Raw genomic sequence first — 12,867 nt, 5'->3', positions numbered from 1 at the left:
CTTCCTCACGAAACACGGCATCATATTTTCTTCTGGGCGTGGACATCTGAAACGAATCTCCCATCAAGCTGTCTCAGAAAACCATACGACCGCAATCGCTCTCTCGATAGACGAGAGAGCGATCCGGAAAAGGGGGCCATAGGTGAGAGAGCGTTTTTTTGTGCTGTATAAATGTATACAAGTACACTGATTCGACGTCAGGCAGGCCATGGCAGAAACACAAGCCCGGAACACCGGGGCAAACCACGTCTATACCGAACTCAAGCGGCAGATCCTGAGCTTGGAACTCAAGCCCGGCACCCGCATTTACGAGCCTGCGATGTCGACCGCGTTGCAGGTCAGCCGCACCCCGCTCCGGGAAGCGATCCGCCGACTGATTTCGGAAAGCCTCCTGGAGCAGCAAGCCACCGGGGGAGTGCTGGTTCCCCAACTGGACGCGAAAGCAGTCTCCGAGCTCTACGACGTCAGGGCTGCGTTGGAGTCGCTCATGGCGCGGGAAGCATGCGCCAAGGCAACAGCCGAGGACATTGAAAGGCTGCAGGGACTCCTTGACCGCAACGCGGCCATGGTCGGATTCGCTGATGAAGCCATGAAGTACGGAGTGGCGCTCCACGCAGCCGTCGCGGGGATTGCCAACAATTCATGGGCGCAACGGTTCCACAACCAGATCGTCAGTCAGGTGGAACGCTACCGCTACTTCACCAACAACGCGCCGGAGCGTCGGGAAGAAGCCCTCGCGAATCACCGCCTGTTGGTGGAAGCCATTGCAGCCAAAAAGCCGGACCAAGCAGCGAAGATCGCATTCGACCACGTCATTGGTGCCCGGGACGAGACGCTTCGGGTGATCTCCGCGAAAGGCCTCGACGTCGAATGATCGGCGAACTCGGTCGTCGCTCATCCACGGCACTCCTGATCCATTCGGCCCTGATCCAGGCCGTCACGTTCCTGGTCCGGCCCGCGGCAACCTACCGGGCACTTGAACTCGACGTTCCTGCCTTCGCGCTCGGCGTCCTTGCAGCAAGTTATGCGGTCTTCCCCTTGCTGCTCGCCTTGCCCATCGGCTCACTCGTGGACCGCCTGGGTGAGCGTCGGCTCATGGCCGCGGGGTCCGCCGTCGTCCTTGCTTGTTCTGCGTTCCTGCTGTTCTGGGGCACATCGGTAGCGGCACTGATCGCCGGCACGGCGTTGCTTGGTGCCGGTCAGTTGGCGTGCGTGGTGGGGCAACAGGCAGTGGTGGCCAACAACGCTGCGGCCTCGAGGCTGGATTCTGCCTTCGGGTATTTGACGTTTGCGGCGTCGCTTGGCCAGGCGCTGGGTCCGCTGGCAATCTCGCTGGTAGGTGGTGCGTCCGTGCGCCCCGACACGCAGGCCATTTTTATCTTGTCCGTTGCCATGAGTTCCGTGCTTTTCGGGATGACGTTCGTTGTGTCATCCCGCGTCAGCGGCCGGGGACGTGGAATGAAAGGTGCCGGGCGCAGAAAGGGGAGTGCGGTTTCGCTGCTCAAGACCCCGGGCGTCGTCAGGGCACTGGCTACAAGTGCCACTGTGCTGGCCGTAGTTGACCTGACAGTGGTCTATTTGCCCGCTCTTGGTGCCGAACGTGGCATCACTGCGGCAACTGTCGGCTTGATGTTGGCTGTCCGGGCCGTGTTCTCCATGGTGTCCCGGCTCGGCCTGGGACGCGTATCCCTCAGGCTCGGGCGGATGAAACTGCTGGTGTTGAGCCTGGCTGTTTCGACCGTGTCCTTGGCTGTTGCGGCGATCCCCATGCCTGAGTGGTTGCTCTTTGTCGTTATGGCTTTCCTGGGACTGGGTTTGGGGATCGGGCAGCCGCTCACCATGTCCTGGCTGTCTGCGCAGGCCCCGGCCGGTCAACGCGGCCGTGCCCTTGCGCTTCGCTTGGCCGGGAACCGGGTGGGCCAAGTGGTCCTTCCCAGCGCCATTGGCGTGGTGGCTGTGGGCCTCGGTGCGGCCGGTGTGTTCCTTGCATCGGCGGTTGCTGTTGGTGGCACGATGCTGCTGTTGCGCGGGGTGCGGCTGGACGACTGAAGCGTCACTTTTTGCGGGCAACGTAGACCGCGACGGCGACCTCCCACGTGCGGGAGACCGCCGTCGAACGTTTTACAGGACAGCCGTCATGGCATCCCAGCCCCAACCAACAGCGAAGCGCGGCATCCAGCCGCCTCTGCCGTCGCCGGGGTAGTGCGCTGACCTTCGTCTCCTGGCCGAACGGTCCGGCGTGGACGCCTCCGTTTTGCAGGCCGGCCCTTGCCACCTACTCCGCAAACAGCGCCGCCAGGTCCTCCGCCGTCAACGACCCACCGGCCAGGGCATCGCCTTCCATGACATCCGCGAACAGCTGCGACTTCTTGGCTTTCAGCGCCATGACCTTCTCTTCGATGGTGTCCTTGGCAACCAGCCGGTACACCATGACGTTCCGGGCCTGACCAATCCTGTGCGTGCGGTCCACGGCCTGCGCCTCGGAAGCAGGGTTCCACCACGGGTCGAGCAGGAACACGTAATCCGCCTCTGTGAGGTTGAGCCCGAAGCCACCGGCCTTCAGCGAGATCAGGAACACGGGAGCCGTGCCGTTCTTGAACTCGCTCACCACATCTCCGCGGTTCCGGGTGCTGCCATCGAGGTAGCAGTACTCCACGCCCTCGGCATCAAGACGCTCGCGCACCTTGCCCAGGAACCCTGTGAATTGGCTGAAGATCAGCGTCCGATGCCCTTCGGAGATGATGTCCTCAAGCTGTTCGAAGAGCACGTCGAGCTTGGAGGACCGCACCCCGGACAACGAAGAATCCACCAACGACGCATCCAAACTCAGTTGCCGCAGCAATGTCAGCGACTGGAAGATCGTGAAGCGGTTCTTGTTGACGTCGTCGATCAAGCCGAGAATTTTCTGCCGCTCGCGCTGCAAATGCGTCTGGTACACCTTCTGGTGCCGCGGGTTGAGGACAACTTCGAGGACCTGCTCCTGCTTCGGCGGAAGATCCTTGATCACCTGTTCTTTGGTGCGGCGCATCATGAGCGGACGGACTCGACGGCGGAGCTTGGCCAGCTGCGCTGAGTCACCGTTCTTTTCCACCGGCTTTTGGTAGTTCTCGGCGAACCTCTTGGGGCTCGGGAACAGCCCCGGTGCCACGATGGACGTCAGCGCCCAGAACTCCATGAGATTGTTCTCCAGCGGCGTGCCCGTAATGGCCAGCTTGAAGCGGGCGGGCAGTTTCCGTGCGCACTGGTACGCCTTGGATTGATGGTTCTTCACGAACTGCGCCTCATCCAGCATGAGCCCGGCCCACGGCGAGGACGCGTACGCCTCGTAATCAATCCGGAACAGGGCATAGGAGGTAATGACGACGTCGGCACCCGCCAAAGCTTCGGAAGGTTCCGCACCGCTTTTGGCAAAGGTTTCGGTAACGGTCCGGACCACGAGACCCGGAGCGAAGCGTTGCGCTTCTGCGGCCCAGTTACTCACGACGCTGGTGGGAGCAACTACCAGGAACGGGGCACGCTTCACAGCATCAACGGGCTCTTCGGAACCAGCGGCACCGGAAACGGCATACTCCATCGCCGCGCAGATCAATGCAATGGCCTGCACGGTCTTACCCAGGCCCATGTCGTCCGCAAGCACTCCACCCAAGCTGTGCTTATAGAGGAAGCTGAGCCAGTTGTAGCCCTCCAACTGGTACGGACGCAGCTCAGCGTTAAGGCTGGCTGGAAGCGGCAGTCCGGTCACGCCGTCGTCGAGCAGCCCACCCACGGACTCACGCCAGGCAGCAGCCTGTTCGTCCACGATCCCCAGCTCCGCGAACTCATCCCAGAGCCCCGCTTGGAAGCGGCTGATCTGCAGGGTCCCGTCCTTGTTGTCGGGGTTGTCCTGCAGGGAACGGGCCTCGTCGATGAGGGCGCGAAGCTGGTGGAGTTCGGGCAGGTCGAGGGAGAAGTGGGCGCCGCTGGGCAGCAGCATGCGGGTCTGTCCCGCAGCAAGTGCCGAGAAGACTGCGGCGAAGGAAACAGGCTCGCCTTCGAGTGTGATGACAATGCCGAGGTCGAACCAGTCACCGCTCGCGGTTTCCTTGGTGGAAATTGAGACAACGGGGGCCTCTGCGGCCTCGCGGTAGTCGGCGATGTCACCGGAGGTTTCCACCACGACGTCGGGCAGTTCCTTGAGTGCCGGAAGCACCTCTTCGGTGAACGCGAGTGTATCCAGGCCGCCGAGCTCGGCCGTGGCCGTGAGCCGCGGAGCACCCCAACCACCGGTGGCCGATTCAGCCAACGCCGGGACGATTTCCCACGGGTGCCCCAGGGATTCGAGGATGCGGGCCTCAGCCACGTCGTCGCGGTAGCCGCGGTCCTCCGGGTGCCGCCAGAGAGGCTGGGCCGTCACGAGCGTTCCGGAGGTGTAGTGCCACTCCCAGTGCAGCCGAACCTTGTGGTCAGTGCCGTAGTTGGCGAGCAGCGACAACGTCGGCACGGCCAGCGTCGGAAGCTCCACCGAATCATCCGCAGCCTGCACCGGCGTGGACTGGCGCAGCTTGGGGTAGAACGAGGTCAGGAACCGGCCCTCATCCTCGGCAGGAATGGTCAGCGTGGAGCCCTCGCTGACGAACTGCAGCAGCTCGTCGGTGATGCCACCTTCCAGCGGAGCAAGGGTGATGAGGTTTCTCTGCGGCGGCACGCCAGGCAGCGTCTCCGGTCCGGCATGCGTGAAGAAGATCCCGGTGGCCGGCTTTCCCAGGAAGCCCACCGTTCCGGCATGCACGGCGTCCCCGCCCACGGTCACCGACGGCGCAAGCTGCAGGCCGCCGTCGGGCTTTTCCCCTGCGGTTCCGTTGGCGCTCAGGCGCGCCAAACTGAGTCCGACGACGGCGGGTTGCGTCTCCACCCGGACAGGCTCGCTCCCAGCCGCGTGGATAAGCGGAATCCCGGCTTTGTTGGCCTCATCAAGGAGGGCCCACAGGTTCTTCCCGGCAAAGTCATTCAGGCTCAGCCACATCGCTCCGGACGGTTGAGACCGTGCATTGGGGGCACCGTGCGCTGCCAGGAAGGTTTGGAGCCACTCGACCTGGTCCTCGTTGAATTCGCGGCGGAAGCTGACGTAGCTGAGGTTGTTCCAGGAGACATCGCCCCGGATCCACTTGCCTTTGGCGCCCATCATCACGGGGCGGGCCTTCAATTGCCTGACGCTTCTCATGGGGTCGCGTCGACCGGTGTAGGAGAAGTGGGCAGCCGGTTCCTCCACCTCGAATTGGAGTGCAAGCGGAATGCCTGCCGCGCTCGGGGCAGCACCCGGCTTGGCAATCAACCTGTTGAGGGCAAGTTCCCAAGCCGGACGGGCTCCCGCCTGGTCCGGGCGGGCTGTCTGCAGGCCCGGCGCCTGCGAAAGCAGTTGCGCCCGGATGCTGGGGTGGTCTTCTGCCGTGAACAGGAGGGCGGCGACGTGTTTACAGTCTTTGCGGACCGGGCAACTGCAAATGCCCACCGTGCAGCTCCAGCCGTTGGGCTTGCGGACCAGCTTGGCCGACGTCGAATACGGTTGGGGACCATTGCCGCGGACCTTTCCGAGGAGCAGCCCGGTCCCCGAATCGAACGAAATCCCGCTCACGCGGCTGCCCATGGCATACGCCAATCCGGCCGCGAGGGAGCGGTCGTTGATGGCAGGGGTCTGGATGGCGAGTTCCCAATTTTCGTCCGTGGTAGACGGCATGCGTAAGGGCTACTTTCGGCAGGAGGTTATCTGCTCAATCTTAGTCAGCAGGGAACAGCCCCCAAACTTCGCCCAGCGTTAACCTCTACCTCGACCGGCGCGCAGGTTCCCCCGATTACGTTGAAAGGGTCCGGAGCACCACCAGCTTTTAGCAGTGAGGATTTCCCATGACTACCAACGAGTACCCCGTCGTCCTGAACAAGGCCAGCTTCGAAGCCGGCAATGCGGACGTAGTGGATTCCAACGTCAACGTCGTGAACGAGATGTACGCGGAGCTCCTCAACAGCGACGAAATCGCGCCGGCTGCGCTCAACAGCTACTTTGTGGACTTCTACCTGACGCAGGCACTGGCCGGCGGCTTTGCCCAGTATGTGTTCACTGCCCCCGAGCGTGAGGAAGTAGACGGCTTTGTCCGCGCAGGGCTGGAAGGCATGGGAGCCACCCGTCACCTGGACCTCTTCAATCGCACGGCCGCTGCCTTTGACGCCCTCACGGAAGACGAAGCCGAGGCCTACCTCGACGGCGACCTGGACGAGTCCGAGCCGGCCGTCGGCGCTGTGGCCGTACTGGATGAGCTCGATGGCGAGTTCGAGGCCCTGCTTGAGGAAGAGGACATCATCGACCTCAACGCAGCCTTCCTTCGGGGACAGTCCAACCTCCTGGTTCTGACTGAGGAAGAACTGGAGGCCCACATCGCCGAGCGCGTCGCCCAGATCCCGGACCTCGAAGAACGCCAGGCCGAAGCGGAGGAAGAAGCCCTCGCCAACGCCCCCGAGTTCGAGGTCATCATCCGCGAACTGTGCGACATTGCCGGCTACGCGCTGGAAAAGATCACCATGGGGGACCCCAACTACGATCACGACGGCGTGACCACCCTCGCCTGGCATTTCTCCACCGACCACGGCGACTACATCATGGTGGAGGACGACGACGAAGCCTTCATGATCCATCCGGAGACGAAGGAAATCATCGCGGCCGTAGAGTTTGAGGAGTCCGAGGACTTCGTGGAGGCTTAGCTTTCATCGCCGCCGGGCGGTCGACATCCTCCGCGTGCTGCGCGCGCTTCCGGATGTCGGCCGCCCGGCTTTGTTTAGCGGTTCTGGTCCAGCGCTTTGGCGAGGTAGCCCAGCAACTCGTCGTCGACGTCGTCAATTGACCTGAGCCGGACGCGGCGATCGAAGTAGTCTCCTTCACGTACTTTCACGGCTTCGAGCCGACCCTCAGCCGGGGCGTCCAGGCGCAGGGCTACGTCCACTGTCGTGTTGTTCGTGCGAGTGACTTGGGCAAATTTGCGGCGGGGGCTGTGCAGCGAGACGTACCCTTTGCGCATCTGGATCCCCACGCCCTCGGTCTCCGCTGACCAGGCCAGGAGGGCGTCGGCGATCGGGCGGAGCCCGGGGTGGTTGGCGTACTGTCCGTCGATAAGTTCGTCGGCGTCACGGAGCATGAACTCGGGGTAGCCGAACATCTCCCACGAGACTGCGTACTGCGCGTAGCCGGTGATGCCGTGCTCCTCGCGCATCCAGTTGCGCAGCTCGGCGTCGTTCTTCAGTCCCTTGGCCCGGCCTTGCGCGGCCCACCAGTGAACGTCATGGCCGGACTTCCGCAGGAGCAGCTCCTGGTTGCTGTCCACCATGGTCTGCCAAGTCTTGGCTGCTGTTGTGAAGTTCGAAGTCTCACTCATGTCCCGATCGTAGCCCGGCATGTCCGGCCGGTTGCCGTCGAGACCGTGGCTTATTTCTGATCCAAGGGCTGTTCGTGGAGGGCATTCTGGAATTGACTGACCATCTCTTGGCGGAAGGCCTCGAAGTCACCAGCAAGGGCAAGCTCAGCGAGTTTCTCATGCTCAACAGCGATGTCATGAAGATCGCTGTAGGTGCGGTGGTCAATCGCCAGGTACAGCCGGAGCTTGTTCTCCCACCCGGTCCACATGTTCTGCAGCGCGGCGTTCCCGGAAAATTCGTAGAAGAGCCTGTGGAAGCGAAGATGGGCGTCGATGCTGCCCGGGATGTCGTTCGTATCGGTAGCCCGGTAGAGTTCCTCGATGGTTTGCTTCAGCCGGAGATGCTCGGCCCCCCGCAACGTGGGGGCCGAGAGCTCAGCGGCATACGGTTCAACCAGGATGCGCACAGCAGCGATCTCAGCGACGTCACGGGCACTGACTTCCACGACGAAGGATCCACGGAAGGGGATCTTGACGACCAGCCCTTCCTCCTCAAGTTTGGTCAGCGCCTCGCGTAGCGGGGACCTGCTGATGCCGAGGTCCGCGGCGATGTGCGTCTCGCGCAGTTGTTCCCCGGGAGGCACGGTCCCGTCAAGGATGGCGGTGCGGAGCACTCGGTACACACCATCCGGCGTGGTTGTCCGTTGCTCATGCCACTCGAACTTGCGGTTCATGTGCTGCCTCCTTGTCGATTGTCGATTATACCGGGAAACGCATGTCACACCGCGATGGCCGTGTACTTGTACTCCAGGAACTCGTCGATGCCGACCTTTCCGCCTTCGCGTCCAAGCCCGGACTGCTTGACCCCGCCAAACGGGGCTGCAGGGTTGGAAACCAGACCGGTGTTCACCCCGAACATTCCGACCTCAAGTTCCGCCGGGAAGCGCATGGCCTTGTCCATGCTTTCCGTGCTCATCAGGTCGGAGTCCCGTGCCACATCCACCAGGACGGTGGGGGAGTAGAAGTACCCGGGGCCTTCCGGCCGGCTTTCGCCGGTCAGGACCCTTGCTCCCTTCGAGACGGCATCTGCTACGAGGCTTTCGACCTTTCCACGCTTTTCCGGTCGATGAGGGGTCCGACGTCGGTACCAGCCATTGCGCCGTTGCCTACCTTTAGTTCTGACATCTTTTTGGCGAACTTTCCGCTGAATTCCTCCATGACGGAACGATGCACGAAGAAGCGGTTGGCGGCTGTGCAGGCTTCGCCCATGTTCCGCATCTTTGCCACCAGGGCCAAGGATGTCAGGGGTGTTAAGGCCGCGGGCTTGAAGACCATGGTGCAGCTGGCTGCGACGGCAGGAGCAATCTTGCGGGTGCCCATTGCGAGCGGGAAGTTCCACGGAGTTACCAAGACGCAAGGACCAATAGGTTCACCGGGAAGGTGGAGGCGTTGGCTGCCTCTTGCCATGTGCCGTCAATGAAGATTGTCAACAGTTTGCGACCCCGGGGACGAGGGCCCTCGGCGGCCCCGGGCCCGCTGAGGGCACCGCTCCTGGCCCCCATGAAACACGAAAGAACTCCCGGCGAACTCAGTAGCCGGACGTGCCGCCGCCCTTGATCATCTCGCCGTCCGGGCTCACGAGGTACCAGACGTTCATGACGCCTTGGCCCAGCACATCGCCCGGTGCCTTGTCCTGCGCGAAGTAGTACAGCGGCATCCCGTTAAGCGTGACTTGCTTCTTCCCGTCTGGTGTCGCGATGGTTCCCACAGTGCCCGTGACGCCATTAACGGCGGGTGCGTCCGACGTCGTCGTAAAGACCGGCCAAGCAGCCAGGCAGGCGGCCGTGCAGGCGCTGGTTCCCGAGTCCTTGACGTCCTTGGTGAAGAAGTAGAGGCTCATGCCTTTGCTGTCCACCACGATCTGCCCGGCACTTGAGGAGGCCACCTTCATCTCGGCTCCCGCAGCGGCGGGGCTGGAGGCGGCAGGGCTGGACGCTGCCGGGCTTGAGGTGGCGGGGGAAGTAGTTGCTGCCGGGGACGTGGTGGTCGTTCCCGGGCTGCCGCCGCACCCGGCCAGGGCGGCGGCCAGGACCAATGCTCCGAGACCAAGCGTGAAGTGCTTTTTCATCTTTAGCTCCTTTAACGAGCCGGCCGGGATGGACCGGCGCTAACCCGTACGACGCTTGCGGGGGAAGAATGGTTCAAGGTACTGAACCATTTCCCGGCGACCGGCGTCGTATGGAAGTAGGGCAGCAAGAGGAGGTGGCCATGCCGTTGGACGAGGATGTAGTGGCCGCGATTTACCGCGACCACGGCACGGCCCTCAAACGCTTCGTGCTCAGCTGCACCCCCGATACCCACTTGGCCGACGACGTCGTCCAGGAGACCATCCTCAAAGTGTGGCAGCACGCTCCGCAGATCACGGGGAGTCTGCGCAGCTACCTTTTCAGGACAGCCCGCAACGTGATCATCGACAACTATCGCAAAGCGCAGCGGCGGCCCAGCGAGGCAGGGGAACACGACCTGCCGGACCACGCCGCCACCGAGCGCGTCGACGAGCTCTTGAACAGGGTGCTCATGGAGGAAGCGTTGCTGCGGCTCAGCCACGAACACAGGGAAGTCCTGGTGGCCCTGCACTACCAGCGCTACACCGTCAGCGAGGCCGCACTGCAGCTGAACATCCCCGCGGGCACTGTGAAATCCCGGGCTTTCTATGCTGTGAAAGCCCTCCGAACGATCCTTGATGAAATGGGGGTGGAACGATGACCGGCAACTCCGTCCACCAACTGCTGGGCGCCTACCTCCTGGGCGGGCTGGGCCCTCAGGAAGCACGCGAGTTTGAGGAGCACCTTGCCGGCTGTGCCCACTGCCGGGGCGAGCTCGAGGCCTTGGAAAGCCTGCCCGCCCTCCTCGACGCCGTTCCGGCCGCGGACGCGGTGGCGCTCACGGTTGCGCCTGCGCCCGCGGAATCAAAGCCGGAGCAGCTTCCGCAGAAGGTCCTGGTTGAGTTGTCGGCGCGTCGGCGGACATCACGACGGCGATGGGCGGCTTTGGTTGGTGCAGTTGCCGCTGCGTGCCTTGCCGTGGGATTCCTGGCCGGCCCGCTCCTCAACCAACCACCCAAGCCAGACGCTACCTACTCAGTCCAGTCGGGCGACGGCCTGCAGCTGACCGTGGGCATGGTGAAGAAGAACTGGGGCACGGAACTGGAAGTCGAAGGCCGGAGCATGCCTCTCGAAGGCACGTTATATCTCTGGGTCAAGGGCCGCGACGGTGCCGAGGAACGCACCTGCGGCTGGACTGCTACACCGAGTGGGCGCATCAAGATCACGGGCGCTACGCCTGTTCAGCTCGCCGGGATTGCGGGCGTGGAACTGCGGGACGACGCCCAGAGGACGGTGGCTTCTATCTCGGTTCCCTGAGATTCCCTGACCGCAGCTCGGCGATCAGCTCCGGATCCTCGCAGGCCCGGGCGAACGCCTCGATCCGTCGTTCAATCTCCCGGCCCAAAAGCCACGTTCCGATCCTCTCGGCGAGCGGCTTCAACCAAGCCGGGCGGCACGAAAAGGTGTACTTCCAGACCGCGCGCGTGCCGCCGTCGTCGGGCGTGAACCGCCAGCCGCCGCCGAAGTTCTCAAAGAACCACGGCCCGGCCACCATGGTCATGCCCACGTTGCGGGGCGGCGCGTAGGAAACATATTCGCTGACCATGGTGAGGCCCATGCGGGAGACCGTTCTGGTGCGAACGCCCTTGCCAGCCGCCCGGGCGCCGTCCACGTAGCTTTGCGCAGATATGAACGGATCCCATTTGAGCCTGAAGTCGCCAGTGGTCTGCGACAGGGCAAAGGTCGTCTCCGGGTCCAGACGGATCAGCCTTTCAGCACGTACTTGCGGCATGTCAGGCCGCCTGTCCAGAGCCGAACACCAGGAAGACCAGGAAGGTCACGACAAAAACGTTCAGACCCATGAGCACGAGTCCGATGATTCCTGTGATGCGGCCAGCGTTCATCCGTCCGGCGCGGAAAACGGCCACCAAACCACTGACCACAGCCACGATGGCCAGCAGGACCGCGACCCCCGCCAGGATCAGCGCACCGAACCACCAGGCGTCGTTGCCTTGGTTGTAGCGGCTTATCGACGAAGCGATGGCCGCAACGCCCAAGGGAATGCTCACCACGGCAGCAACCGGGGAGAGCACCGCGGACACGATGCTGGTGATCCCTGCGCCCAGGCCGCGGGTGCCGGAACGCTGTGGTTGCTGGTAGTACCCGACCGGTGGCTGGTAACTCATGAATCCCCCAAAGTCCGTTGTTTAGAGCTTGCGGTAGGTGAGGTCGAAGATCATGCGGCCGGCCTCATGCGCCTTGTTTTCGAAGCTCGTCCGAATCCGGCCCTCAAAGCGCGGAGCCCAGCCGCCTTCCTCATCAATGCCCTCGTTCGGGCCGGTGTGCTCGGTGCTGACCGGCGCGCGGCCTTCCTTGACCGGCGCACCTCCCACTACGGATTCGACGCCGGATTGCCACACTTGCGTCAGCGGGCTCTCCTCGCCGCTGCGCTCGCCTTCGTGCATGTTCTCGAACTCCGTGGAACCAGCGAGGACCTCGCGGACGTGGACGGCGTAGTTCGACCAGTCCGTGGCGATCCGCCAGTAGCCACCCTTGACCAAGGCCTTGGCGGCAACGGCAGCAAAGGCCGGCTGGATGAGTCGGCGCTTGTGGTGGCGTGCCTTGTGCCACGGATCAGGGAAGAATACCCAGATTTCGCTGACTGAGCCGGCCGGAAGCATCGACTCCAGAACCTCCGGAGCGTTCGCCTCCACCACGCGGACGTTCGTCAACCCGCGGCTGTTGATCTTCATGAGGGTGTTGGCCAGCCCAGGTGTGTAGACCTCCACGGCCAGGAAGTCCTTGTCCGGGTTCTGCTCCGCCGCGTGGACAACGGCGTCCCCCAGGCCCGAACCGATCTCGACGATCAGGGGAGCCTTGCGCCCGAAGACTGCTTCGGCGTCGAAGGTGTAGTCCGGGTGCACCGAGGTGTTGGCAACATGGCGGGGAACCTGGACCGCCCAGCGCTCGGCGTGTTCTTCCCACGCAGCCTGCCGCCGGCCCTGCAGGCGGGTGCCACGGCGCACAAAACTGACCGGCCGGCCACCGTAGGTACCGAAGGAAGCCTGGCTGCCGGGCGTGATAGGTCGCGGGGAATCTGGGGTTTCACTCATCCATTCCAGAATACTTGGCCTCTATGCCCAGCAGAGGCGGACGTCTGGCTAGGGCCGTTTCGAGGGAGTGTTCAGATTTCTTGGCCACGTTCGCGAGCTGTATGAGGACCGCCTTAGAGACAAGGGCATCTCCTGGTTACACGCCCAGGAGTCTTCCAGTGAGTCACGCCCGTAAACCGATCCTCTACCGGACACCACAGGGATAACCTGTCCGAATAAGCGATGTCATGGCCGCATTCGTTGGATAGTCTCAGCTGGTGACTGACTACCGGC

The 12,867-nt window shown here is 63.2% G+C and carries 12 protein-coding genes and 1 pseudogene; 5 read left to right on the top strand and 8 right to left on the bottom strand.

The window, feature by feature from the left end:
• The first annotated feature begins 208 nt into the window (after positions 1-208).
• Together AB0N65_RS20405 and AB0N65_RS20400 are read left to right on the top strand one after the other, a co-directional pair.
• The gene (locus tag AB0N65_RS20405; protein ID WP_364166030.1) at positions 209-874 is read left to right on the top strand and encodes a GntR family transcriptional regulator; all 666 of its coding nucleotides are present in this window, start codon (positions 209-211) and stop codon (positions 872-874) included.
• Positions 871-2,049 (top strand): MFS transporter, encoded by a 1,179-nt coding sequence (locus tag AB0N65_RS20400; RefSeq protein ID WP_364166027.1) that lies wholly within the window; start codon positions 871-873, stop codon positions 2,047-2,049. The genes AB0N65_RS20405 and AB0N65_RS20400 overlap by 4 nt, the downstream gene beginning before the upstream one ends.
• Positions 2,050-2,275: 226 nt before the next feature.
• On the opposite strand, the gene AB0N65_RS20395 is transcribed toward AB0N65_RS20400, so the two are convergent.
• Positions 2,276-5,713 carry a DEAD/DEAH box helicase gene (locus AB0N65_RS20395; RefSeq protein ID WP_364166024.1) on the bottom strand — a complete coding sequence of 1,146 codons (3,438 nt, stop codon included), beginning with the start codon at positions 5,711-5,713 and terminating at the stop codon, positions 2,276-2,278.
• Between the two features lie 167 nt (positions 5,714-5,880).
• Here AB0N65_RS20395 and AB0N65_RS20390 point away from each other — a divergent pair, with 167 nt between their 5' ends.
• Positions 5,881-6,729, top strand: a complete 849-nt coding sequence (locus tag AB0N65_RS20390) for a hypothetical protein (RefSeq protein ID WP_364166021.1) — start codon at positions 5,881-5,883, stop codon at positions 6,727-6,729.
• A 74-nt stretch (positions 6,730-6,803) separates the two neighbouring features.
• Here the strand turns inward: AB0N65_RS20390 and AB0N65_RS20385 are convergent, their stop codons facing one another.
• The 4 genes and pseudogenes from AB0N65_RS20385 to AB0N65_RS20370 all read right to left on the bottom strand — a co-directional run bounded on the left by AB0N65_RS20385 (position 6,804) and on the right by AB0N65_RS20370 (position 9,504).
• The gene (locus AB0N65_RS20385) at positions 6,804-7,397 is read right to left on the bottom strand and encodes a DUF5655 domain-containing protein (RefSeq protein ID WP_364166018.1); all 594 of its coding nucleotides are present in this window, start codon (positions 7,395-7,397) and stop codon (positions 6,804-6,806) included.
• Between the two features lie 50 nt (positions 7,398-7,447).
• Positions 7,448-8,110 carry a GntR family transcriptional regulator gene (locus AB0N65_RS20380; RefSeq protein WP_364166015.1) on the bottom strand — a complete coding sequence of 221 codons (663 nt, stop codon included), beginning with the start codon at positions 8,108-8,110 and terminating at the stop codon, positions 7,448-7,450.
• A 44-nt stretch (positions 8,111-8,154) separates the two neighbouring features.
• Positions 8,155-8,825 (bottom strand): annotated as a pseudogene (locus AB0N65_RS20375) (aldehyde dehydrogenase family protein); the annotation flags it as partial.
• A 139-nt stretch (positions 8,826-8,964) separates the two neighbouring features.
• A complete protein-coding gene (locus AB0N65_RS20370) occupies positions 8,965-9,504 on the bottom strand; it encodes a hypothetical protein (RefSeq protein WP_364166012.1) in 540 nt (179 codons plus the stop codon).
• 140 nt (positions 9,505-9,644) lie between these two features.
• On the opposite strand from AB0N65_RS20370, the gene AB0N65_RS20365 reads away from it, so the two are divergent.
• Positions 9,645-10,142 carry a sigma-70 family RNA polymerase sigma factor gene (locus AB0N65_RS20365; protein ID WP_364166009.1) on the top strand — a complete coding sequence of 166 codons (498 nt, stop codon included), beginning with the start codon at positions 9,645-9,647 and terminating at the stop codon, positions 10,140-10,142.
• Entirely contained in the window at positions 10,139-10,798 is a 660-nt protein-coding gene (locus AB0N65_RS20360) for a zf-HC2 domain-containing protein (RefSeq protein ID WP_364166006.1), read from the top strand. Before AB0N65_RS20365 ends, AB0N65_RS20360 begins: the two co-directional genes overlap by 4 nt.
• Here AB0N65_RS20360 and AB0N65_RS20355 read toward each other — a convergent pair.
• From AB0N65_RS20355 to trmB, 3 genes are read right to left on the bottom strand one after another with little or no spacing between them, the layout of a single operon-like run.
• Complete coding sequence (locus tag AB0N65_RS20355) at positions 10,782-11,273, bottom strand: SRPBCC family protein (RefSeq protein ID WP_364166003.1); 492 nt, start codon at positions 11,271-11,273, stop codon at positions 10,782-10,784. The two genes, AB0N65_RS20360 and AB0N65_RS20355, sit on opposite strands and share 17 nt — an antisense overlap.
• Before the next feature lies 1 nt (position 11,274).
• A complete protein-coding gene (locus AB0N65_RS20350) occupies positions 11,275-11,667 on the bottom strand; it encodes a hypothetical protein (RefSeq protein ID WP_364166000.1) in 393 nt (130 codons plus the stop codon).
• 21 nt (positions 11,668-11,688) lie between these two features.
• A complete protein-coding gene (trmB, locus tag AB0N65_RS20345) occupies positions 11,689-12,594 on the bottom strand; it encodes a tRNA (guanosine(46)-N7)-methyltransferase TrmB (RefSeq protein ID WP_364165998.1) in 906 nt (301 codons plus the stop codon).
• Positions 12,595-12,867: the final 273 nt, after the last annotated feature.

Origin of the sequence: Paenarthrobacter sp. NPDC089322, assembly GCF_040684895.1 — a bacterium.
Taxonomy (GTDB): domain Bacteria; phylum Actinomycetota; class Actinomycetes; order Actinomycetales; family Micrococcaceae; genus Arthrobacter.
This window is presented reverse-complemented; position numbering and strand designations above follow the sequence as displayed.